Raw genomic sequence first — 24,756 nt, forward strand, 5'->3', positions numbered from 1 at the left:
ATGGGCAATGATTTGAACCAGAATTCCGGAGACGGTCTCGTCGTCGGTCTCGACGCGGGCGGCACACGCACCCGGGCGATGTGCGCGTCCGTCGTGGACGGACGGCTCCTCGGCGAGGGCGCCGGGGGCCCGGGCAACGCCCTGACGGTCCCGGAACCGCAGCTCACCGACCATCTGACCGAGGCGATCGCCGCGGCGGTACCGGAGTCGGCGCGCGGCCGGGTCGTCGCCGTGGCCGGCGGCTTCGCGGGCGCCACCGGGGCCTCCCCGGCCGACCCCGGGTACGTCCGCGCCCGCACCGCGCTCACCGCGGCCCTCGGACGGCTGGGCGTCCCGCCCGGCCCCGTCGGCATCTGCAGCGACATCGAGGCCGCCTTCGCCTCGGCCCCGGGCACCCCCTCCGACGGACTCGCCCTGGTCGCCGGCACCGGCGCGGTCGCGATGCGGATCACGGGGCGCCGCGCCACGACCACGGTGGACGGCGACGGGTGGCTGCTGGGCGACGACGGCAGCGGCTTCTGGATCGGGCGCAGCGCGGTGCGGGCGGCACTGCGGATGGCGGACGGACGGGGGCCGGGCACGGCGCTGGCGATCCTGGTGGGGCGGGCGCTCGGGGTGCCGGAGGAGGCGCTGCCGACGGGCGGTTCGTCGTATGACGGGAAGGGCGGCGGTACGTCGGACGGTTCGTCGTACGACGGAAAAGGCGGCGGTACGTCGGGCTGGGCGCCCGCCCGCCGCGAGGACTACCGCCGGCACCTGCTCCCGGCCGTCATGGCCGACCCCCCGATCCGGCTCGCCCGGCTCGCGCCGCTCGTCGTCGAGGCGGCCGGGGAGAAGGACGCGGTGGCGGCGGGCATCCTGGCCGAGGCGGCGGATCAACTGACGGACACCGTAAGGGCGTTGGAGCCACGCCCGGGCGAACCCCTCGTCGCCACCGGCGGCCTCCTCGGCCCCGACGGCCCCCTCACCGCCCCCCTGGCCACCCGCCTCCACGCCCTCGGCCTCACCCTCGACTGGGTGACCGACGGCTGCCGGGGCGCCGTGGCGCTGGCCCGGCTCGCGCACTCCGGGGGCGACCGGTGAACGAGCCCCTCTACCGCGACCCCGCCGCCCCCGTCGAAGCCCGCGTCCACGACCTCCTCGCCCGCATGACCCTCCGGGAGAAGGTCGGCCAGGTCAACCAGCGCATGTACGGCTGGGACGCCTATCGCCGTACCGCCGACGGGAGTTACGAACTCACCGACGCCCTGTACGCCGAGACCGAGCGGTTCGCGGGCCTCGGCGCGCTCTACGGTCTCCAGCGCGCCGACGCCTGGTCCGGCGTGGCGTACGGGAACGGGCCGGGTGCCGAGGAAGCCGCGGAACTCGCCGAGTCGGTGCAGCGGCACGTCGTCGAGCGGAGCCGCCTCGGTGTCCCCGCGCTGTTCGTCGAGGAGGTCCCGCACGGGCTCATGGCCCTCGACGGCACCGTCCTGCCCGTCAACCTGGCCGTCGGCGCCACGTGGGACCCGGAGCTGTACGAACGGGCCGCAGCCCACGCAGCCGCCGAACTCCGCGCCCGGGGCGGCCACGTAGCACTTGTCTCGGCCCTCGACATCGCCCGCGACCCCCGCTGGGGACGCACCGAGGAGTGCTTCGGCGAGGACCCCCACCTCGCGGCGCGGCTCACCGAGGCGCTTGTGCGGGGCATGCAGGGCGGCCCGGGCGAGTACTTCGCCGCCGACAAGGCCCCCGTCGTCCTCAAGCACTTCGCCGGACAGGGCGCGACCGTCGGCGGCCGCAACTCCGCCGAGTCCGAGCTCGGTTGGCGTGAGCTGCACGAGATCCACCTGCCCGCGGCCCGTGCCGGGGTCCGCGCCGGGGCCGCCGCCGTCATGGCCGCGTACAACGAGGTCGACGGGATGCCCTGCTCCGGCAACCGCGCCCTGCTCACCGAACTCCTCAGGGAGACCTGGGAGTTCGACGGACTCGTCATGGCCGACGGGCTCGCCGTCGACCGGCTGGCCCGGATCACCGGCGACAAGGTCCTGGCAGGCGCCCTCGCGCTCAACTCCGGTGTCGATCTGAGCCTTTGGGACGAGGGGTTCACGCATCTGCAGGAGGCGGTCGAGCGAGGGCTCGTCAAGGAGTCCGTCCTCGATGCCGCCGTCGCCCGCGTACTGCGGCTCAAGTTCCGGCTGGGGCTGTTCGACCGCGGACAAGGGGCGCCGCCACCCCCTGCACCCACCGGAGGTGCGGAGATCAGCAGGGAACTCGCCCGGGCCGCCGTCACACTCCTCGACAACAAGGGCGTCCTGCCGATCCCGGACACGGTCACCCGTGTCGCCGTCCTCGGCCCTCAAGCAGCCACCACCACACACCAGTTGGGGGACTACACCGCCCCGCAGCCCCCCGGCACCGGCGCGAGCGTCCTCGACGGCCTGCGCCGGCTCGCCCCGCCCGGCGTCGACATCCGGCACGCCCGCGGCTGCTCCCTCACCGGCGCCGACCTCTCCGGCATCCCCGCGGCGGTCGCCGCGGCCGCCGCCTCCGACCTGGCCGTACTGGTGCTGGGCGGCAGCAGCGCCCGGACCCCCGACACCGAGTTCGACGCCAACGGGGCCGCCCTCAACGCCGTGTCCGAGATGACCTGCGGGGAGGGCGTCGACCTGGCCGAACTGCGGCTGGGGCCCGCCCAGTACCGGCTCCTGGACGCCGTCGTCGCGACCGGGACGCCCACCGCCGTCGTGCTGATCCAGGGGCGCCCGCACGTCGTGCCCGACACGGCCGGGGCGCTGCTCACCGCCTGGTACCCCGGGCCGTGGGGCGGGGAGGCCGTCGCCGAGGTGCTGCTCGGGCGCGCGGAACCCGGCGGACGGCTCCCGCTCTCCGTGCCGCGTTCCGCCGCCCAGCTCCCCGTCTACTACAACCACAAGGACACCGAGTACGGCGGCTACGTCGACGAGAGCGCCGAGCCGCGGTACTCCTTCGGGCACGGGCTGTCGTACACGGACTTCGCGTACGGCACGCCCCGCGTCTGCGACGGCACGGTCACGGTGGACGTCACCAACACCGGTACGCGGTACGGCCGTACGGTCGTCCAGGTCTATCTGAGGCGGCTGATCACCTCCAGCTGGCCGCGCACCCTCGAACTCTGCGCGTTCGAGGGCGTCGGTCTGGCCCCGGGCGAACGCCGTACGGTCGCCCTGTCGTTGGGGGAGGCCCGGACCGGCTCCGCCGAGATCCGTGTCGCGGAGTCGGCCCGGGCGGCTCTGCGTGCCGTGCCTGTGGTCGTGGACCTCAGATCTTGACGGCTCCGGACGAGACGCCCTTGTAGAACCACCGCTGGGTGATCACGAACAGCACCAGCACCGGGATCACGGAGATGACCGACCCCGCCATGACCATCCGCTGGTCGTAGCCGAACGACGAGCTCTGCAGCCGTGAAAGGCCCAGCGTCAGCGTCATGTTGCTCTCCGAGCGGAGCACGATGAGCGGCCAGAGGAAGTCGTCCCAGGCGCTGATGAAGGTGTTGATGACCACCACCGTGATCGCGCCCCAGGCGGACGGCAGATACAGATACCGGAAGCGCTGCCACTCGTTCGCGCCGTCGAGCATCGCCGAGTCCTCGATCTCGCGCGGGACCGCGAGGAACGCGCCGCGCATCAGCAGGACGTTGATGGCGCCGACGAAGCCGGGGAGCCAGACGCCGGCCAGGCTGTCCACCAGGCCCAGGTCGCGGATGCTGAGGAACAGCGACACCATGATCGACTCGAAGGGGAACATCATGGAGGCGATCAGGACCACCCAGACCGCCCTGCGGCCCTTCCAGCCGGGCTTGGAGAGCATGTACCCGGCGGTGGTGGAGAAGACCAGCTGACTGGTGACCGACAGGGCGACCACGATCAGGCTGTTCTTGATGTACGTGGCCACCGGGACCTGCTCGAAGACCGTGCGGTAGGCGCGCAGGGTGGGATCGTGGGGGAGCAGGGTGGCGTCGGCGCCGAAGACGTCCTCGCCGGTGCCCTTCAGGGAGGCCAGGAGCTGCCACAGGAGCGGGCCCACCGTGAGGCCCAGGACCAGGAACAACAGCAGGTAGCGGACGACGAGTTCGCGCGGGCGGCCGTAGTCGCGCAGGCGGGGCATCAGACGGCGGCGCTTGACCGCCGGGACGGTGGCCGTGGTCATGCGTCGTCCTCCTTCGTCAGGCGCTGCGCGAGCAGGGTCAGGCCCAACGTCAGCGCGAACAGGGCGACGCTGACGGCGGAGCCGTAGCCGGCGTTGCCGGTGATGGGGTCCAGGCCGACGTCCCGGATGTAGAAGGGCAGGGTGCGGTCGGCGCCGCCGGGGCCGCCGGTGGAGCTGCCGAGCATGTAGATCTCGGTGAAGACCCTGAGCGAGCCGATGCCCGTGAGGGTGCCGACGAGCATCATGGCCTGCCGGACGCCCGGGATCGTGATGTGCCAGAAGCGGCGGACCGCGCCGGCGCCGTCCATCTGGGCCGCCTCGTGCAGCTCCTTCGGCACGTTCCCGAGGGCGGCGAGGTAGAAGACCATGTACCAGCCGAGGCCCTTCCACAGGGTCAGGCCCATGGCGGAGAGCAGGATCAGCCACGGGTCGGACAGGAACGGTATCGCCGACCTGATCAAGTGGGCCTTCTCCAGCCAGGTGTTGACCAGCCCGTCGTCCGCGAGCAGCCACTGCCAGCTCAAGCCCACGACCACGCTGGAGGCCAGCACCGGGGTGTAGAAGGCGGACCGGAAGAAGCCGATGCCCGGGAGGTTCTTCTCCACCAGCACCGCCAGCATCAGCGGCAGCAGCACCATCAACGGGACGACGATCAGCGCGTACAGCAGGCTGTTGCGGGTCGCCAGCCAGAAGTCCGAGTCGTCCAGCATCCGCGTGTAGTTGTCGAGCCCGACGAAACTCGCGGCGCCGCCAAGGGGTTTGGCGTCGGTGAACGACAGCAGGACGGTGTTGAGGAAGGGAAAGACTCCGAACACCACCGCGCACACGATCGCGGGTGCCGTCCACAGCCACGGCAGCCACCAACGGCGGTACATCGCCGCCCCGTTGGCGCCGGCGGAGGGACCGGGCAGCACCGCCCGGGCGAGCCGGCGGGCGCGGGCCGGGGTGGCCGTGCCCCGCGCGGAGCCGGAACTCTCCGCGCCGGGCACGGACACCGGCTTCGTGATCTGAGCCGTCACCGTCAGCCCGCCTGCTTCAGCAGCTCGTTCGCCTTGTCCTGGGCGTCCTTCACGGCGTCCGCCGCGCTCTTCTTGCCCTGCATGGCCAGCTGTACCTGCGCCACGATCGCGTTCTGCACGGCCGGGGAGAGGTTGGTCTGGTTGGTGGAGGCCGTCTTGAGCTGGTCGGCGACGAGCTTGCGGGCCTGGGAGAACGGGTCGCTGCCGGTGACGTTCTGGAAGAACGGGTCGTTCAGCGACTCCGCGGTGGTCGGGAAGATCACCACGGCCGGGTCCTTGCACCAGGCCGTCTGGTTCTCGGCGTTGGTGAGGAACTCCGCGAACGACAGTGCCGTCGGCGCGTTCTTGCTCGTCGCGGCGACCGAGATGTACTGCGGGGCGCCGGCCGAGGCGCGGCCCAGCGCGTCGTACGGCTGCTGGCCGACGGCCGTCTTCGCGTACACCGACGGGCTGTTCTGCTTCACGAACCGCACGAAGCTCGGGTTCGTCGAACCGTAGGCCACCTTGCCCTGGCTGTAGAGCGTGGACGGGTCGTTGCTGGAGGACAGCGAGTCCTTCGGCATCGCGCCCTCCTTGTACAGCTTCGCCATCCACTCCACCCACTGGGTGGTGCGCGGGTCGTCGGCGAAGACGGCGGACTTGCCGTCGGCGGAGAGGACCTTGATGCCCATCTGGTCGAAGTCGGCCGGGATCCGCCAGATCGGGTTGGCCATCGTCGCGTAGAACTTGCCGTCGGAGGCCTTGGCGATCTTCTCGTAGTCGGCGAAGAGCCCGAACAACGTCGTCGGCGGCTTCGCCGGGTCTATGCCCGCCTTCGCCAGCAGGTCCTTGTTGTACGTCAGGAGGACACCGCCGGTGTACCAGGGCAGCGTGGTGTGGATCGACTTGCCGTCGGCGTCCTTGAAGACGGCGGACTTCCAGAACGACTCGACGAAGGGCCCCGCGGCGTCGGGGTCCTTGGTGCCGATGTCGAGCAGATAGCCGGCCTTGGTCAGGGCCGTCGCCGTCGGGGCGTTGACGTTGATGACGTCGGCCATCGTGCACGCCTGGGCGTCCGCGACCGTGCGGCTGGTGAAGGTGTTGTCGCCCGGGTCGTCGATCCACTTGACCTTGGTGCCGGGGTGGGCCTTCTCGAAGTCGGCGATCACTCCGTCGAAGAAGTCCCCGAAGTCCTTCTTCAAGTTGGTCGTCTGAAAGGTGATGTCGCCCTTGACCTCGCCGGTGAGCTTGCCCGACCCGACGTTCTGCTCGTCGACCTTGCAGCCGCCCGCCATGGCGTCCCCGCCGTCGTCGGAACCGCCGGACAGACCGCAGCCGGCGGCGGTCAGCGACAGGGCGGCGACACAGGTCAGGATGCGGGTCAGTCTCTTTGCGCGCATGTGATGGGTCCTCACTGGTTCAATCAACCAACTTCGACTCCGATTGATGAAAAGGTGGACCAGAATTCATCGGAGGTCAATGGTTTCCCATGTTGCTTTTAGGTTCCGTGCGAGATCAGTGCCGGTGCTCGTGGTCCGGGTGCGAGGGGTCGCCGGGGTGCTCGTGTCCCGGGGCGTACACGACATCGGCCCGAGCCTGGTCCAGCCAGTCGAAGAAGGCGCGGTGGCCCGCGGCGCGGCGCAGCTCGCCGGCGATGCCCTCGCGGACCTGGTCGTACGGCAGGAGGTCGGAGGTCTCGCTGAAGGGGTCGGCGCCGCGGCTCAGCGCCTCGGGGGTGAGGAAGCGGTCCCGGTTGCGGTCGTAGTAGTCGTAGAGCGCTTCCTCGGGTATCAGCTGCTCGCGTTCCAGTTGTTCGAGGAGGGTGCGAGCGGCCGGGGAGTGGGCCAGCGCGACGGCCACGATGCTCCCGAGCTCCGCAGGGGAAGCCGTGACGGTCCGCTGCTCGTCGGGTGCGGCGCCGTCGTGGCTTGTCGCGCCCCGCGGCGGAGCCGTACCTGGATTCAGCCCCGGGCCGCTCAGGCCGCGCCGTGCGCAGGCCTGCCGGGCCAGCTCGTCGACGACCACCACCTGCGTCGCCCAGCGCCTTCGTTGCCGCTCGGCCCGGGCGAACGCCTCCGGTCGGGCCTCGTGGTCTCGGGCCGGGACGGCCTCCAGCAGGGCGTTCACGCGATCCCGGGACACGACCGTCCCGTTCACCGTCGCCGCGTGGTGTTCATGGTCGCTCACGGTTGCACCTCCAGCTCCACGGCCTCCGTGTAGGCCACGCAGCCGTGCCAGCCCACCTTCGCCATCAGCCAGTACGACCCCGGCGGCACCGCCGACCCGTCCACTTCGATCACCGCCTCGGTCTCCTCCCCGCCGGCCACCGTGAACCCCTGGACGCCCGGTGCGACCCCCGCCCAGGTGCCCCAGGAGGACACCGCCCAGAGGGCGCCGCTGACGGGCCCCCGGGTCGTGTTGCGCAAGGTCACCGGGACACGGACGCGTTCGCCCCGCCGTACGGCAACCCGTTCGACTCCCAGCCGGGACACGAGCGTCGGTCCGGTGTGACCGTCCGGGACGTCCAGGGCCACCACGTCCTCGTACGTCTGCCCGCGGTACGTCAGCCGGGCCGCGAGCCAGTGGCGGCCGGGCTCGGGGGCGGGTGGTGGGGTGACCGTGATCTCGGTGAGGGTGAAGCCGCCGGGGGCGAGGGAGTACGGCAGCTCCGCGGGCTCGGTGGACCAGCCGGGCGGCGCCTCGAAGGTGACCGTGCCCGACACCGGTGCGTCGGTGAGTTCCGAAGCGACACGGAGGGTCGCCGTGACGGGTCCGGAGTCGTGGACGGTGAGCGTCGTGGGGGAGACGTACACCGTGACCGGCATGTTGCCGCGTGGGGCGGGGCCGGAGTTGTGGAGCCAGTAGCGGGTGTGGACGGGCTGGGCGGGTTCGGCGGCGGCCACACCGGGGCCGGGTGCCGCGGCGGCCCCCTCGGCCGGTGTGGCCCCTTGGGTCGGTGTGGCCCCTTGGGTCGGTGTGGCCCTTTGGACCGGCGTGGCGAGCACCGTCGCCACCTCGAAGCCCTCCAGCTCGATGCCCAGGACCCCCTCCGCCCCCGGCGCCAACGGCTCCCCGGGCCTCTCCAGTACGTCGGCCCGCGCGCCCCGCGTCCAGCCGTGCGGCCGGACCACCCGGGCCCGCACCGGGCGGCCGTTCACCTCGTGCACGCGGACGACCACCCCGCTGCCGGGGTCCGGCCGGCCGGTGCCGCCCCGGGCGAGGGGCGAGCCGACCGGCTTCAGGGCGTCCAGCAACACCTCACCGGCGGGCTCCAGTTGGAGCAGAGCGCTGTTGCGGGGCAGCAGGGCATCCTTGGTCCCGGCCCGTACCCGGGCGGTGAGGGGGTGGTTGAACTCATGGCCCCGCATGGGGAGTCGGCCTTCCCGCCAGTCGCCCTCGCCCGCCACCACCGCGTACTCGAAGGTGTGCGACCACCGCTGCAGCTGGAACGCGGAACCGTCGGGGGCCGTGCGGCGCGGCGGGTCGACCCAGATGCCGGAGGGCCAGCCGGTGCAGGAGCGCATGAGGGACATGTAGAGGTCGCCGGACGACGTGACCACGCAGCCGGGCGTGCCCCGGTTCAGGACCGTGAAGCTCCGGCCGTCCCAGGCGTCGCCCGGCGGCAGGGCCTCGCCGCCGCCCGCCGCGGTGGCCGTGACGGTGAAGTCGTCCAGGTCGGCGATGAGCGCGTCGACCGCCTTGGCGTCGTCCGCGCCGCCCGCCACGACGAGCAGCGGCAGCCGCTCCAGGTCCCGCAGATCAGCGCCCGGCACCCACTCCTCCCGCAGCGAGGCCCGCGGCGCGACCCACACCGCCGCCACGTCCCGCTCCGCGAGCTGCCGCCGCAGTTCGCGCCCGGCGGCCGGATCCCAGCCGAGGGCCTCGGCGACCACGGAGTTGCGGTCGGGGCCGCCGACGGCGATCCGGATGTCGGGGAGGTTGGAGTCGACCTCCAGATCGCCGTAACGGGGGCCGCCCGCGATGGTCGAGGTCGCGGTGACCCCGGCCCGGACCAGCGCGGCGGCGAGCTCGGCGCCCAGCTCACCGGCCACGTCCCAGTCGGCGTAGATCAGCTCGGCGACCCCGATCGAGCGGTGCCCGAGCAGCGCCCCGGAGCCGTCCCGCACGGCGACCCGCGCGGTGGACCCCAGCCCGAACCAGGTGTTCGCCGGGTTGTCGAGCGTCCACGGGAACTGCTCGCTGTCCACCTCCACGAACCCGAAACCGCGCCCGATGACCGCGTCCGCCACCTCGTGCACCGGCAGTCCGCCGCGCACGTCGGACGGCCAGCGCACCCGGATGAGCCGGTCGGCACCGTCGTACCCGTCGACGGTCGTCGACACGTCGAGCCGGTCGACGCCCTGCCAAAGGGTCAGCCGCTGGGTGTACTTGAAGAGCCCGAGGTCGCCGCGGACGGTGACGCGCTGTCCGGCGGGGGAGTGCGAGACCTCGACCTCGGCCTCGACGTCCCTGCTGCGGGCGGCAGTCGTGCCCGTCGGTGTGAGATGCCAGGGGCCCTCACCGAAACGCGGGTGCCTCGGGTACTCCTCCTGTACGACGAGCTCGTTGCCGATGTCGCCGGGGCGCAGCAGCTCGCGGCCGCCGCCCCCGTGTGACCGCAGGCTGCTGACGCCGCCGCCGCGCGCCGGGTCGACCGTCAGCTCGTAGAACTCGTTGCGGATGGAGGCCCCTTCGGCCGCCGTCCACCCGGAGACGCTGCCCTCGGCGAGCGGTACCGCCTTCAGGCCCAGCCCCGGGACGTCCGGTACGACGACACTCAGCCGCCCGTCCTCCTCGCGCACGGAGGGCAGCGGGAGTCCGGTGCTCTCGTCGACCGGCAGGAGGCCGCGGTCCTCGACCGCCAGCACGTCCTTCCGCGTCCAGGTCGCGGAGTTGAAGACGACGAGGTCGGCGCCGTCCCCCGGCAGCGGGATCACCCGGTCGGCCAGCGCCTGCGTCGCATCGGCGTGCACGGTCTCGGCGAGGTCGTACAACTCCCGCCAGCCGGTGAGGAGATCGATGTAGACCTGGTCCGACTCCGAGCCGGTGATGGCGTCGTGATGGGCGCCGTAGACCAGTTGCCGCCAGGCCTTGTCCAACGCCGCGTCGGGATAGGGGTGTCCGGCCGTGAGGGAGGCCAGCGTCGCCCAGGCCTCCGCGTCGGCGAGGAGCGTCTCCCCGTACCGCTGGGCCTGTTTGGTGTCGATGTAGGAGACGTCCTTGCCGGTGTAGACCGGGTTCATGTCCCGGGTCTGCGGCGAGGCCCTGCGGCCTTCCTCGTCGAGCTGTGCGCGCACGGCGGCGAAGAAGTCGCGGGGGATCGCGCTGATGAACCGGGGCCAGACGTAACGGGCGTTCCAGTTGCGGTGGATGTCCATCACCCAACGGCACGGCGGCGCGTAGTCCCCGCCGACCGGCAGCATCACATTGCGCGTGAGCGCGACCTTCTTCAGCCCCTTGAACAGCTTGAACGCGGCCTGCTCCGCCTGCGGCAGGGTAGGCGCGTTGTCGATCGCCCAGCCCGCGCCGTAGTGGTTGACCATGTAGGCGGTGAGGATCCCGCGCCCCGAGGGGGCGATCCAGTCGAACTCGGCCGGGAACTGCATCCGTTGGGGATCCCGCGGCTCCTCCCCGAAGACGGACAGCGTCGGCCCCCACTGGTGGAACGGCCCACGCGCCCAGGAACTCGACGTCACCCCCGCGTCCGCCATCAGCCCCGGGAACTGCGGATCGTGCCCGAACGCGTCGAGCTGCCAAGCGGTCTCGGGCGACGCCCCCATGATCCCGCGCTGGTATCCGTCGCCGTACAGCGCATTGCGTACGGTGGCCTCGGCGCCGGTGAGATTGGTGTTGGGCTCGTTGTAGGTGCCGCCCATGATCTCGACGCGCCCGGTGCGGATCAGCTGGCGCAGAAAGGCGCGCTCCTCCGGGAAGGCGTCCCAGTAGGGCTTGAGGTAGTCGACCTCCGCGAGCACGAAGGTGTACGCCGGGTCGCGCCGCGCGAGGTCGCAGTGGGCGCGGACCAGGCTCATCCCGGACTGGCCGCGGGAGTCGAAGGTGCGGGCCGGCAGACCGGTCGTGGCCGGGTCGTCGGCGACGTCCCAGGTCTCGGTGTAGGCGGCCTGGGTATTCCACCACACGGGGTCGTAGTGGAAGTGGCTGACCATGAACATGGTCCAGCCGGGCTCGGCGGCGGTGAACGGGGCGGTGTGCCGGGCGGTCTCGTCCCCGTCGACGGCGACGACCGTGATCTCGTCGCCCTCGCCGGTCACGGGTATCTCGGCGCGTGCGGTGCCGTCGTCCGATGTCGTGACCAGGGTCTCTCCGACGCTGGTCAGACCGCCCCGGCCCGCGGCCGTGAGACGGACCGTGCGGCCCGGGACGTGGCTGATCTCGGCGACCACGACCTGGTACGGCTGCGCGGCGGTTCCGACGAAAAGCTCGGTCGACTCGACAGAGGTGACGCGCATGGGTCTCCTACGAGAGTGCTCGGCGGAGCCCCATCCTGGCATCGCCGGGATGGTTCAAACAACCATCTACGCGTGTTCTCGATGAATCATCTATGCAATATCACTGCCCTCGTCGGGCCGCCGTCGGGTCGTCGGCGGGTCATCGCCGGGTCGTCAGCGGGTGCGCCGGCCCTTCGCCGAATGCTGCGGCACGATGTGGTCGGTCAGGGCCAGCGAGGCGCTCGCGCGCTGGTAGGAGAGCTGGGCGACCCGGACGTACAGGCAGTCGAGCAGCACCAGGACGGAGTGGCGGCCGCCGATTCCGGTGAGGAAGTTGGTCTCCGAGGCGGAGGAGACGAGCCGGATGTCGGCGGCCTTGGCGAGCGGTGAGCGCGGGTCCGAGGTGATCGCCACCGTGGTGGCGCCGCGCTCCTTCGCCAGCTCGAAGGGCTCGATGGTCTCCCGGGTGGCCCCCGAGTGCGAGATGCCCACGGCCACGTCCGCCGGGGTGAGCAGGGCGGCGGAGGTGGCGCCGCCGTGCACCTCGGTCCAGCCGCGCACCGAGCAGCCGATCCGGAACAGCCGCGTCTCGGTCTCCAGCGCCACCGCCCCGCTGCCGCCGGTGCCGTACAGGTCGATGCGGCGGGCCCGGGCCACGGCCTGCGCCGCCCGCTCGATCGCGTCGAGGTCGATCCGGTCGATGGTCTGCTGGACCGCGCGCAGATCGGCACTCCCGACGACCTGCACCACCCGCTCAAGGCTGTCGTCCGGGGAGATGTCCGGGCCGATCTCGGCGGTGCCCCAGTCGGAGACCTGGCCGCGGCCGCGCTCCTGGGCCAGTTCGATCAGCAGATGCTGGTAGGAGTCGAGGCCGATGGCCCGGCAGAAACGGGTCACCGTCGCCTGGGAAGTACCGGTGCGGCGGCCCAGTTCGGCGGCCGAGCAGTGGGTGACGGCGGCCGGATCCTCCAGGATCAGCTCGCCGACCTTGCGCAGGGAGCCGGCCAGCCGGGGCAGTTCGGTGCGGATCAGTGTCGTGACGTCCGTCGGAGGCATGAGGAGAAGGTATCAGCCACCGCTCAGACGGCTCGGTGAATACCAGTACCGACTGTCGGCGCGACGGGCCGGATGCCGGACGATTGCCGGGCGATTGAATGCATCACCCATCTTGTGGTTTATTGATTCACCGATGGAGATGTATAGGGTGGTTCAATCCATCAGTGGGGAGTGAGTGCCGCGTGTCCGTCGAGTCCGTCAGCGCCCAGGGCTTCGCGCAGCAGAGCCTGTCCGTCCTTCAGCAGATCACCGAGTCCGCCCGCGCCGACGTGGCCCGCGCCGCGCAACTGATCGCCGACTGCGTACGCGCCGACGGTGTCATCCAGGCTTTCGGTACCGGCCACTCACAGGCCATGGTCCTCGAAGTCGCGGGCCGCGCGGGCGGGTTGGTCCCCACGAACCGCCTCGGCATCACCGACCTCGTCCTGTACGGCGGCGACGACCCGTCCGTCCTCGACGACCCGCTCCTGGAACGGCAACCGGGCGTGGCCGCGCGCCTGTACGACCTCGCGGCCCCGCACCCCCAGGACCTCTTCGTCGTCATCTCCAACTCCGGCGTGAACAACGTGATCGTGGAGATGGCGTTGCGAGTCAAGGAAGAGGGTCACAAGCTCCTCGCCATCACCTCCCTCACCCACACCAACGCCGTCCCGGCCGGCCACCCCAGCGGCAAGAAGCTCGCCGACCTGGCCGACGTCGTCCTCGACAACGCGGCCCCGGTCGGGGACGCGCTGCTGGAGCTGCCGGGCGGGGGCGCGGTCTGTGCGCTGTCCACGCTCACCGGGGTGATGCTGGTGCAGATGGCGGTGGCGGAGGCGTCGCGGGTGCTCCTCGCCGCCGGGGAACGACCGCCGGTGTACGTCTCGGCCAACGTTCCCGGCGGGTTCGAGGGCAACCTGGAACTGGAGAAGCGGTACGCCGGGCGGATCCGGCGTACGGCGAGCTGACCACTACCGGGGGCAGAGGTGGTGTGTGGTCGGTGGGTGGGGCGCAGGGGGTCCGTTGCGCATCGACGGTGTTCTTGACTGGGGTTCGCCACCGTCGGCGTGTCGGAATGAAGTCGGCCGAAAGGGAGCACTGAGAAGCTGACTAATTCGTTCCCAACACGGGCAAATCGCCTGGTGCGGAGTGAGGTTGTTCTGGCTCATTCAAAGTGGTTGGGGCGCCTGATGTCCTGTTGCCTTTGGTTGACGGAGGGTGAGGCTGTGGTTTGAATATGGGCACAATTTGAAGATCGTGTGACACGGGGGGCGTGTTTCGGTGCGATTTGGCTCGTCTGGTAGACGCATGTCAACATGGCATGGGCATGATCAGAATGTCGGTACAAGGGTCGCAGCGGTCGTGGTCGCCGCCCTGCTGGCAGTTCTAGCGCCACCCGTTCAGCAGACTTCCGCGTCTGCCGCGGAGCCGGATCCCTCTTCTCTGACCGAAGGGCAGCGTGCTTTGGAGCAGGCTGCCGAGTCCGGTGAGCGTGTGGAAATGGTCGGGGAGCGTACGGACCGGTCGACGGTCTTCGCGAACCCTGACGGGTTCACGTTCACGCTGGAACAGTCGGTGGTTCCCGTGCGGGTGCCGAAGCCGGACGGCGGGTGGCAGGCGCCGGATGCGACTTTGGTGAAGCGCTCGGACGGTTCGGTGGAGCCAAGGGCTGCAGCGGTCGAGATGACGTTCTCGGCGGGTGGTGAGCAGGCGCCGTTGGTGTCGATCGAGGATGCGGGCAAGTCCCTGGAGCTGCGGTGGCCGGGGAAGCTGCCGGAACCGGAACTGGACGGTACGCGGGCGGTGTACGCGGAGGTCCTGCAGGGTGTGGATCTCCAGGTGGCAGTGACGCCGGAGAGCTTCCAGCCGGTGTTCGTGGTGAAAACGCCGGAAGCTGCGGCGAGCGACGAGCTGAAGAAGTTGACCTTCGGGCTGAAGGCCCAGGGGGTGGACGTAGTTGAGGGGGCGGCCGGGAATCTGACGGCTGTTGACGGAAGTGGCCAGACTGTCTTCCGGGCACCGCCGGCGCGGATGTGGGACTCGGCGGGCGATGTATCCGCAGTGACTGGCGAAGCCTCCGGTACGCAGACACAGCTGATGAAGACCCAGGTCCTCGCGGAAGACGAGCCGAGCGGTGCCTCCGCCGACCCCGCCGAAGCGGCTCCCTCAGGTTCGGGTGTTGAGCCGGGCCAGGGCGACACGGTCGCCCGGATGGACGTGCAGGTAACGGAGGACTCGCTGTCCGTCGTGCCCGACACGGCGATGCTCACCAAGACCGACGCGGACGCGTTCCCGCTGTTCATCGATCCGACAGTGACGTGGGGGGAGTCGGAGCGCACATTGCTGCGCAGTGACGGCTACGAGTCGTACGGCTGGGGAAACGGCGACGACGACCAGGGCAAGGGCGCGGGAAAGTGTGGCACCTGGAACGGCTACTACTGCGGTCCGGGATACGTGCAGAAGCTGTACTTCGAGTTCTCGCCTGCAAGCCTGAAAGGCAAGAAGGTCCTGGACGCGACGTTCCGGGTGACGGAGCCGTGGGCGTTCCAGTGTGACCCGCGCTGGGTGGACCTTGTCCGGACGAACAACATCTCCTCCGCCACGACATGGTCGTCGCGCCCGAAGGAACTGGACCTCATGGTGGACCGGCACGTCTCGGCGGGCCGCGGTTCGCTGTGTGACCCGGACTCCCCGGATGCGCCGATCGAGTTCAACGACAACCCGGAGGAGACCAACGAGAATCTGACCTCGACCGTGGCGAACTTTGCGGCGGGCAGTTTCTCCCGGCTGACTCTGGAGATCAAGGCACATGACGAGAGTGACGCCTCGGCCTGGAAGCGGTTCAAGAACGACGCCGTCCTCGCTGTGAAGTTCGTGGGTGTGCCCGACAAGCCGAGCGCGATCGGTCTGGTCACCGGTTCCGGCACGGTCTGCGAGACCGACGAGAGCGACCCGGCGGTCGTCTCTGACCCCACCCCGACCCTGACCGCGACCGCGCAGACGAAGGCCGGCGGTGAGAAGGAAGCCCAACTGCGCATCGCTTACGACCTGAATCACAAGAGCGGCAGCAATTGGGTGGACACCCCGGCGGGCAACGGCGACGAGCGCCCCTCCACCGGCTACGTCGGCGACAACACCAAAGTGAACCTCACATGGTCCACCCTCACGGACGGCACGCTCTACCGCTACCGCGCCTGGGTGCGGTCGTACTACAACGACGGCAAGAGCCAACTTCCCGGACCGTCGAACGCCTCCACCACCGGCTGGTGCTATTTCAAGGTGGACTCCACCGCGCCCAAGGCACCGGCCATCACCATCGACACCCCCTATAAGGCATGCACGACCAACGACTGCACAGCGCATGGTGGGCCGGGGGTGAAGGCCACGTTTACTTTCGGTCCTGCCACTGGTGACACCAACGTCGCCTACCAGTACAAGCTGTCGTCGACAGCGGCATGGTCGCCTGACCAGAAGGGTTCCTCGGTCTCTGTTCTCATCACGCCCACGAAGGCGACCCTTTACACCCTGTACGTGCGGGCCAAGGACGGCATCGGCCGGTACGGCGAGCAGAACGTCGTCAGATTTCTGGTCGCAGATGGTCAGAAGCCAGTAGGCCAATGGCAATTCGACGAAGCCGACGGTGCGGCAGTGGACGCCGCCACCTGGGACGGCTCGGACAATGCGACGCTAGTTGGGGGAGCCACGCGAGACACCCGCGGCCGTCGAGGCCTTATCACGAGGGATGCGGCGGGCATGCCGCTGTCGACGCAGGTTACGGACAAGGGACTGGCGCTCGATGGCAGCACGGGCTACGCGGCCACGGCTGGCACAGTTCTGGACACCTCGCAGTCGTACACGGTCAGCGCCTGGGTGAGGGTGGACCCGACGACCACGAACACTGTCACTGCGCTGAGCCAGTCCCCGGCGACTACGAGCCCGTTCACCAAGAAATACAGCCCGTTCATCATCTCCTACGGCACCAAGTGGAGCATGCGCGTGCTGGACAAAAGCGGTGCCTCCCACGAGGCGGCGGCACCGGCGACGACGCCCAAGGGAGTCTGGACGCACGTCGCCGGCGTTCATGACGCCACGGCTCAGAAGATCCGTCTGTATGTGAACGGCAAGCTCCAGGCGTCGGCCGACTCCGGTCCGGCTTGGCACGCCGACGGCGCGTTCCAAATCGGACGCTTGCTGTACGGCGACAACTACGTGGACTACTTCAAGGGCAGCATCGACGAACCCAAGGTGTGGCAGCGCCTGTTGTCCGATGAGGAGATCACTGACGAGGCGCGGCAGCTGACGTCGCAGACGTACGCGGATGTGGAGCTGGTCGCGAACTGGTCGGCTGACCAGGGGTCCGGCACCACCATCGCGGATACCACTTCCGGATACGACCGCTCACTGACATTGGCCGACGGCGCGTCGCTCGACGGTGAGGCGATCGTGCTGGACGGCGTGGACGCCGCGGCGACGGCGGCTGGGCCGGTCGTGGATGACACTGGGTCGTTCACGGTGACCGCCCTGGCGGGTCTGGACAGCGACACGCTCAAGAACAAGAGCATCGGGTACATCGGCCAGGTGCTTGGCCAGCGAACGTCGGACGGCTCTGCGTGGGGCTTCTGGTACGAGCTGACGGACAAGAAGACCGTGTTGGACGAGGAGACGATGGAGGAGAAGACCGTCCCGGAGGGCTTCTGGCGCTTCGGTCGCCTCAACTCTGACGGCACGTTCAGCGCGGTGACCTCGGAGGAGGCTGCGGTAGTGGACGGCATGGTCCGCATGACCGGTGTCTTCAACGCCCAGGACGGCACGATCAGCCTGTATGTCGGCGCCGTGCAGAACGGCGACGACAAGGCGTTCACCGCGAAGATCGGCACAGGCGACTTCGCCATCGGCAAGGGCTTCAACAGCAGCGCTTGGAAGTACTACCTGTCGGGCCGGGTCACTGAGGTCCGCCTGTGGGCGGGCGCGATGGCCAGCTCGGATCAGGTCGAGGAGACCGTGGGCGACTGAGCAGCGACGGGGCAGCCTGCTGAGCGCGCTGCCCCGGTTCCGCATTCCTTTCTGTTCTTCTCTGGCTTTCTTCATTGACGAAAACGGGGCGCGACGTGAGACATGGCAGGGGCACATCAAAGGGGCGAAGAGGTGGAGCCGGTCGGCTGCTGGTGCAGGCGCTGACTCTGGCACTGGTCGCGCCGATGGGCGTGGCCCAGGTGGCGCAAGCCGCTGACTCCGGAGGTCTCGGCCGCCCAGACGTGCCCAAGTCCCGTGTTAGCAAGGTCGAGGAGTTTGACGGTCCTGGTGCGAAGAAGGCACGGGAGCAAGTCGCGCGGGAGAAGAAAGCGAACAGGGCGCAGGCCGACCGGGCCCGAGCCGAGCAGCAGGCGGCCTGGCCCGGCAAGGGCGAGGCGACGCTGTCGCTCACCGGAGGCAAGCAGGGGACGGCGGATCCGGGTGGGGTTCCGGTAACGCTGGTTGCTCCGTCTGGCGGCGAGGCTGCGGCGGGCCGTGCTCACGTGACCGTGCTGGACCGGAAAGCAGCCAGTGCGGCGGGCATCACGGGCGTGTTGCTGACTGCCGAGGCGGATACGGCAGGTGCCGCCGAAGTCAGCGTCGACTACAGCAGTTTCGCCTCCGCTGTCGGCGGTGGGTGGGCGCATCGACTGCGCCTCGTACAGCTCCCCGCATGCGTGCTCACCAATCCCGAGAAGACGGAGTGCCGGACCCAGCGCCCGCTCGACTCGGACAACGACCTCGGCCGCCAATCGGTCTCAGCGCAGGTCCACATCGCACAGTCCACAGACGGCGCCTCACCCCAGCTGCTTAAGGCGGCAGGCAACGTGACCGCCGCTGCCACAGTCCTGGCCGTCACCGCCACGACGGCCGGTTCGGGCGAGTCGCCCAGCGGCTCCGGAAACTACTCTGCTACCCCGCTGTCGGAGTCTTCATCCTGGGAAGCAGGCGGCAGCTCCGGCTCCTTCACTTGGTCCTACCCCTTCACCCTGCCGCCGGCCGCGGCTGGCACTCAGCCGCCGCTGGCATTGTCGTACGACTCCGGCAGTGTCGACGGCCGTACCGCCAGGTCCAACAACCAGGGCACGTCCGTCGGTGAAGGCTTCACGCTGACCGACTCCTATATCGAGCGCACGTATGGATCGTGCGATGACGACGGCCACGATGACATCTTTGACTTCTGCTGGAAGTACGACAACGCGAGTCTGGTCCTCAACGGCAAGTCCTCGCGGCTGGTCAAGGACAAAGACAGCGGTCTGTGGCGGCTCGAAAACGACGATGCGTCGAAGGTGACGCGCAGCACCGGCGCCGACAACGGCGACGACGACGGCGAGTACTGGACGGTCGTCACCGGTGATGGCACGAAGTACCTCTTCGGTCTGAACAAGCTGGACGGCGCGGACAGTCAGCGCACCAACTCGGTTGCGACGGTCCCGGTCTTCGGTGACGACTCAGGTGAGCCAGGCTACTCCTCCGGTGCCACCTTCGGCGACCGTGCGCTCACGCAGGCGTGGCGGTGGAATCTCGACTACGTCGAGGACACCCGCGGCAATGCGGCCACGTACTGGTACACGAAGGAGTCGAACTACTACAAGAAGAACAAGGCTTCGACCGCCAACGCCGCTTACACCCGCGGCGGTTACCTGGATCGGATCGAATACGGTCTACGCAAGAACGCCCTTTTCACGGACAAGGCCGACGCGAAGGTCACCTTCGGCTACGCAGAGCGCTGCACGGCCTCGGACTGCTCTAGCCTGACCGATGCCACGTCGGACAACTGGCCGGACGTCCCGTTCGACGCGATCTGCTCGAAGGATGACGACGAGTGCGCCGCAACCGGCCCGACGTTCTTTTCCCGAAAGCGTCTGACGGGCATTGACACGTTCTCCTACAACGCCACGAGCAGCGGGTACGACGTCGTGGACTCGTGGGATTTCACCGGACAGTACCTGGACGGCGGGGACATCGGGGACAGCTCCGACCAGGTACTGACTCTGAAGTCGATCAAGCGGACGGCCAAGGCGGGTACCACCAGCATTGCCATGGACCCGGTCACGTTCATGTACCAGATGCGCCCCAACCGCGTCGACGCCACGGACAACATCCTGCCCCTGACCCGTCCCCGGATCTCGACGATCACATCGGAGACCGGCGCGATCACCACGGTGACGCTGTCGGGTGAGGAGTGCGTGCGCAGCCAGGTGATCGACGCAGCGCCCGACACCAACACCCGTTCCTGTTATCCGCAGTTCTGGAACATAAATGGTGCGACGGAAGCCTCGATCGACTGGTTCCAGAAGTACCGGGTGCTGGCGGTCACCGTCTTCGACCCCGCGGCCGACAACGAGGCCGTTGAGCACTCCTACGACTACAGCGACGCGGCCTGGCACTACAGCGACGAGCCGTTCACGCCGAAGGACGAGCGGACCTGGTCCGAGTGGCGCGGCTACGCCCAGGTGACTGCCTGGACAGGCGCGACGGGCGTCACGCGCTCGAAGAGCGTCTCCCTCTTCCTCCAAGGCATGAATGGTGACCTGAAGAAAGACGGCACCACCAAGTCCGTCTCGGTCGCCCCACTGCCGTCGCCTGCTCTCGGGGCTGCGTCGGTCACCGACAAGGACGAGTACGCAGGGCAGCTGCGCGAGCAGGTCACCTACGACGGCTCCACCGCCATCTCGGCGACGGTGAACGATCCCTGGTCAAAGGAAACGGCCCGGCAGACCCCGCCCGGCGCCGGTGACCACGTCGCCCGCTTCGTGCGCACCGAGAAGGTGCACAGCTACACCTACCTCACGGCGTCCCAGAGCTGGCGAGAACGCCAGACGAGCACGACCTTCGACAGCTACGGCATGCCTGTCACGGTCGACGACTTCGGCCAGGTCGGCAAGGGGGCGGACGAGACCTGCACCCGTACTTGGTACGCCCGCAACGCCGACCTCAGCATCACCAGCCTCGTCTCCCGCACCCGTACGGTCTCCCGAACCTGCGCGACTGCGGACGCCTCGCTCACATTGCCGGCGTCCATGAACCCGACGAACCCCGTTCGCGGTGACGTGCTCGCGGACGTGGCCACCGTCTATGACAAAACGAGCGCCACGACTTGGACGGCCTCCCAGACTCCCACTCAGGGCCTTGCCACGTGGACCGGCCGAGCCACCGGCTACGCCGCCACCGCCAACAGCGACGGCGATCGGCTGCCCTCGGGCTGGCAGCGGACTTCCGCGACTACGTACGACACCCTGGGCCGTCCCCTCAGCGTCAGCGACGCGACGACGAACCCACCTAAGTCTCTCGCCTACACCCCCGCCGACGCGGGTCCGCTGACCAAGACGATCACCACGGACCCCAAGACGTACAAGACGACCAGTTTCCTAGACGCGCGACGCGGTCAGCCACTGCGCATCTACGATGCCAACCTCAAGAAGACCGAGCTGGCCTACGACGCCCTCGGCCGTCTCACCAGTGTGTGGCTGCCGAACCGCGACAGCGCCAACCAGTCGCCCAACCAGAAGTTCGCCTACCACCTGGACAACTCCAAGGCCTCCTGGGTCTCCACCTCGTCCTTGAAGAAGGACGGCGAGACCTACACCACCAGCTACGCCCTGTTCGATTCGTCCCTGCGCGCCCTGCAGACCCAGGTTCCCACCCCGGACGGCGGCCGCCTCCTCACCGACACCCGGTACGACACACGCGGCCTGGCCTACGAAACGTACGCCGACATCTTCGATACCAGCAGCACCCCCAACTCGACGTACACACGCGCCGAGTACGGCGAAGCACCCACCCAGACCGAGACGCTGTTCGACGGGGCGGGGCGCCCCACGACCTCCAGTCTGCTCGTCCTGGGCGTCAAAAAGTGGTCCACCACGACCAGCTACACCGGCGACTCGATCGCCACGACGGCCGTCACGGGAGGCTCGGCCCAGCGCTCCATCACCGACGTCCGCGGCAAGACCGTGGAGACTCGCGAGTATTCGAGCACAAGCCCGGCCGACACCGCCTACAGGGCTGGTACCGGTGCGGCGTACACCTCCACGAAGATCACGTACGGACTGGATGGCCAGGAGAAGACGATCACCGGCCCGGACAACGCGGCCTGGACGTACGTGTATGACCTGTTCGGCCGTAGGGCCAGCTCGACCGACCCCGACAGGGGAACAACGCTCACCGAGTTCGACACTCTCGACCGCGCGGTCAAGTCCACGGACTCCCGGGGCCAGTCCGTCCTCACCGAGTACGACGTGCTCGGCCGTGTCACGGGAACCTGGCAGAACTCCAAGACGGATGCGAACCAGCTCACCAGCTACGTCTACGACACTCTCCTCAAGGGTGTGCCAACCTCCTTCACACGCTACGTGGGCGGCAAGGCGGGTGCCGCGTACACGCAGGCTGTTACTGACTACGACAGCCTTGAGCGGCCCGAGGCCACAGAACTGCAACTGCCGGCCAGCGACCCGTTCGTCAAGGCCAACCCAGCGCTGGCGACGCTGAAGTACGAGACGTACTACAACCTCGACAGCACCGTGAAACAGACCAAGGAGCCGGCGGCCGGGGGTCTTTCGGCCGAGAGCATCGACTACGGTTATGACACCCTCGGCAACCTGACCTCCGTCGGCGGTTCGACGGGCTACCTGCTGGACGTGGACTACTCGGCCCTCACCCAGCCGTATCAGCTGACGCTGGGCGCGGGCGGCACCGGCAACAAGAACCTTTTTGTCGCCAATGACTTCGAAGCCGGCACCGGCCGTCTGACCCGCAGCTTTGTCACTGACCAGACGCACGGCTACATGCTCCAGGACCTCAACTACACCTACGACCAAGTCGGCAACGTCACCTCCATCAGCGACCCGGCCCTCCTGGGTGGCGCCAGTTCCGCCGAGACCCAGTGCTTCGCCTACGACGGTCACCGCCGCCTGACTGAAGCCTGGACCCCCTCCTCGCAGAAGTGCTCCGACGCCAAGAGCGCATCTGGCCTTTCGGGCCCGGCCCCGTACTGGACCACATACTCCTACAACAACGCGGGCCAGCGGACCAGCGAGACAATCCACAAGTCCGCCGGCGACACCAAGACGACGTACTGCTACTCCAGCACCACCCAGAAGCACACCCTGACCGGCACCACCACCAAGGGCGACTGCGCCAGCCCTGAGCGCACTTACGAGTACGACGCGGCCGGCAACTCCTGGCACCGCCCCGGCAAGTCCGCAACCCAGACCCTGGACTGGTCGTCCGAGGGCAAACTCAGCAAGCTCACAGAGAATGGCGTGGCGACCGACTATCTGTACGCCGCCGACGGCAGCCTGCTGATCCGCAACACCCAGAACGGCGAACGCGTCCTGTACGCCGGCGCCACAGAAGTCCACCTCCGCGCCAACGGCACGATGTGGGCCCAACGCTCCTATGGAGCCAGCGGCACCACCACCGCCATGCGGTCCAACCAGTCGGGCACCGAGAAGATCACCTACCTCGTCGGCGACCAGCACAACACCGCGTCGCTGGCGGTCAACCGGGACACCGGCCAGACCTTCACCAAGCGCTACACCACACCCTTCGGAGCCGACCGCGGTACGCCTCTGTACGGGCCCTGGCCAAACGACAAGGGCTTCCTGGGCCAGACGAGAGATGCCACGACGGGACTCACTCATATCGGCGCCCGCGAATACGACCCGTCCGTCGGCCAGTTCATCAGTGTCGACCCGCTGCTGGACCCGAGCGACGCCCAGAGCCTGAACGGCTACAGCTACGCGGGCAACAACCCGGTGACCTTCAGCGACCCCACCGGTCTGTTCTGCGACGGCTGCAGCGTCGGCAACGACCACAGCGCCTGGACCCCAGGGCACGGTCCTGGCTGCACGACCGAGGGCTGCTACGACGAGGACGGCGACTACCTCTACGACACCAACGGAGGCGGGGGCGGCGGCACGGCCAGCGGTAACGGCTCCAGCACGACCGCTCAGACGCCCAGGCCCGTGGTCGACGGCATCATCGTTCCAAGCAAGGACGAGCTGTACGCGATGGGCTACGGAGGGGGCTACCCCGATTCGGTCAGCTACGCAGAGATGCTCTCGGAGTGGGCAAACTCGAAGTGCTACGTCCGAGACGGCATCGAGGCCTTCTGCGACACGGCCGAACGCGCGGGGCTTATAAGGGACCCGCATAGCAGCGCGAACGACCCCTGGGGCGTCAAGGCTACGTACCACTGCCTCACCGGCCGCGGTGACTGCGGTGAAGCGGTCGTATCCGCTGTCATCAACCTTGCCACGTTGGCCTTCGGGTCTATGAGCAAAGCGGCCGCAGCACGCGGCGCTTCAACCGCGGCCGCGGCAGAAATCGAAACGGCGGCCGCCAGCTTCCTCAAGTCTGCATGCAGTTTCACTCCCGACACACTGGTCCTCCTCAAGGACGGCGAGACCAAGGCGATCAGCGAGGTGAAGGCTGGCGACGAGGTAGCGGCTGGCGATCCCGAAACCGGCAAGCGCAAGGGATCGAGGACCGTCACCGACGAGATCGTCCACCAGGACGACGACCTCATCGACGTGACCGTGCAAACCGCCGACGGCGGCACCTCGGTCCTCCGCACCACCACCGATCATCCGTTCTGGAACAACATCCTCCAGACCTGGATGACAGCAGCACAACTCCGCCCCGGCCACCAGCTCAACACCGCGACTGACACACACGTGCGCGTCGCGGACGTGACCCACCGGGTCGGGTCGGCAGAGATGTACAACCTCACCGTCGAGGACCTCCACACGTACTATGTGGTTGCGGGCGACACACCAGTCCTCGTCCATAACGCATGCAAGGTGATCGGACATCATCCTGATTATGTAAATGTGGCCAAGGCGGAAGGTTTGCAGTATTTCGAGATACCTCCAGCTCCCAGAGAGCTAATTTCAGCGGCCGAGGAGATAGCGGCTAATCAGAAGTTCTTGGACAGGGGTATTCGAAACGGTGACTCCTTCAGGTTGGCCACGCCACTTGAGAAAATGAGGGGTGGCTCCGCCTACGAATGGGAAGTTCAATATCTCCTCGACCACGGATACACCTTTAATAAAGCTGGCGATACGTTGATCCCGGGGAGTTGATGCATC

11 protein-coding genes are annotated in these 24,756 nt (G+C 68.7%); 5 read left to right on the forward strand and 6 right to left on the reverse strand.

The window, feature by feature from the left end:
* Together PH203_RS06815 and PH203_RS06820 are read left to right on the forward strand one after the other, a co-directional pair.
* The gene (locus PH203_RS06815) at positions 1–1,083 is read left to right on the forward strand and encodes a BadF/BadG/BcrA/BcrD ATPase family protein (protein ID WP_289917503.1); all 1,083 of its coding nucleotides are present in this window, start codon (positions 1–3) and stop codon (positions 1,081–1,083) included.
* Positions 1,080–3,290, forward strand: a complete 2,211-nt coding sequence (locus PH203_RS06820; protein WP_289917506.1) for a glycoside hydrolase family 3 N-terminal domain-containing protein — start codon at positions 1,080–1,082, stop codon at positions 3,288–3,290. The genes PH203_RS06815 and PH203_RS06820 overlap by 4 nt, the downstream gene beginning before the upstream one ends.
* Here PH203_RS06820 and PH203_RS06825 read toward each other — a convergent pair.
* The 6 genes from PH203_RS06825 to PH203_RS06850 all read right to left on the reverse strand — a co-directional run bounded on the left by PH203_RS06825 (position 3,280) and on the right by PH203_RS06850 (position 12,670).
* Positions 3,280–4,167, reverse strand: coding sequence for a carbohydrate ABC transporter permease (locus PH203_RS06825; protein ID WP_289917508.1), 888 nt, complete (start codon positions 4,165–4,167; stop codon positions 3,280–3,282). The two genes, PH203_RS06820 and PH203_RS06825, sit on opposite strands and share 11 nt — an antisense overlap.
* Positions 4,164–5,186 (reverse strand): sugar ABC transporter permease, encoded by a 1,023-nt coding sequence (locus tag PH203_RS06830; protein WP_289917510.1) that lies wholly within the window; start codon positions 5,184–5,186, stop codon positions 4,164–4,166. Before PH203_RS06830 ends, PH203_RS06825 begins: the two co-directional genes overlap by 4 nt.
* A 2-nt stretch (positions 5,187–5,188) precedes the next feature.
* On the reverse strand, positions 5,189–6,565 hold the full coding sequence (locus PH203_RS06835; protein ID WP_289917512.1) for an extracellular solute-binding protein: 1,377 nt from the start codon (positions 6,563–6,565) through the stop codon (positions 5,189–5,191).
* A 115-nt stretch (positions 6,566–6,680) separates the two neighbouring features.
* On the reverse strand, positions 6,681–7,352 hold the full coding sequence (locus PH203_RS06840; protein ID WP_289917513.1) for a peptidyl-prolyl cis-trans isomerase: 672 nt from the start codon (positions 7,350–7,352) through the stop codon (positions 6,681–6,683).
* Positions 7,349–11,635: an NEW3 domain-containing protein gene (locus PH203_RS06845; RefSeq protein WP_289917515.1), complete on the reverse strand. Its 4,287-nt coding sequence runs from the start codon at positions 11,633–11,635 to the stop codon at positions 7,349–7,351. Before PH203_RS06845 ends, PH203_RS06840 begins: the two co-directional genes overlap by 4 nt.
* Positions 11,636–11,788: 153 nt before the next feature.
* On the reverse strand, positions 11,789–12,670 hold the full coding sequence (locus PH203_RS06850; RefSeq protein ID WP_289917517.1) for a MurR/RpiR family transcriptional regulator: 882 nt from the start codon (positions 12,668–12,670) through the stop codon (positions 11,789–11,791).
* A 182-nt stretch (positions 12,671–12,852) separates the two neighbouring features.
* Between PH203_RS06850 and PH203_RS06855 the strand changes: the two genes are divergently transcribed.
* The 3 genes from PH203_RS06855 (at position 12,853) to PH203_RS06865 (ending at position 24,750) form a co-directional block, all read left to right on the forward strand.
* On the forward strand, positions 12,853–13,617 hold the full coding sequence (locus PH203_RS06855) for an SIS domain-containing protein (RefSeq protein WP_289917521.1): 765 nt from the start codon (positions 12,853–12,855) through the stop codon (positions 13,615–13,617).
* Between the two features lie 340 nt (positions 13,618–13,957).
* Positions 13,958–17,662, forward strand: coding sequence for a LamG domain-containing protein (locus PH203_RS06860; protein ID WP_289917523.1), 3,705 nt, complete (start codon positions 13,958–13,960; stop codon positions 17,660–17,662).
* A 185-nt stretch (positions 17,663–17,847) separates the two neighbouring features.
* A complete protein-coding gene (locus PH203_RS06865) occupies positions 17,848–24,750 on the forward strand; it encodes a polymorphic toxin-type HINT domain-containing protein (RefSeq protein WP_289918264.1) in 6,903 nt (2,300 codons plus the stop codon).
* Positions 24,751–24,756 lie beyond the last annotated feature (6 nt).

It is taken from the genome of Streptomyces sp. S.PB5, assembly GCF_030403745.1.
In the GTDB taxonomy this organism is placed as follows: Bacteria; Actinomycetota; Actinomycetes; order Streptomycetales; family Streptomycetaceae; genus Streptomyces.

Coding starts and splice junctions, on each gene's coding strand:
- PH203_RS06815 (WP_289917503.1), top strand. CDS start 1: ATGGGCAATGATTTGAACCAGAATTCCGGAGACGGTCTCGTCGTCGGT.
- PH203_RS06825 (WP_289917508.1), bottom strand. CDS start 4,167: ATGACCACGGCCACCGTCCCGGCGGTCAAGCGCCGCCGTCTGATGCCC.
- PH203_RS06835 (WP_289917512.1), bottom strand. CDS start 6,565: ATGCGCGCAAAGAGACTGACCCGCATCCTGACCTGTGTCGCCGCCCTG.
- PH203_RS06845 (WP_289917515.1), bottom strand. CDS start 11,635: ATGCGCGTCACCTCTGTCGAGTCGACCGAGCTTTTCGTCGGAACCGCC.
- PH203_RS06850 (WP_289917517.1), bottom strand. CDS start 12,670: ATGCCTCCGACGGACGTCACGACACTGATCCGCACCGAACTGCCCCGG.
- PH203_RS06860 (WP_289917523.1), top strand. CDS start 13,958: ATGTCAACATGGCATGGGCATGATCAGAATGTCGGTACAAGGGTCGCA.
- PH203_RS06865 (WP_289918264.1), top strand. CDS start 17,848: ATGGGCGTGGCCCAGGTGGCGCAAGCCGCTGACTCCGGAGGTCTCGGC.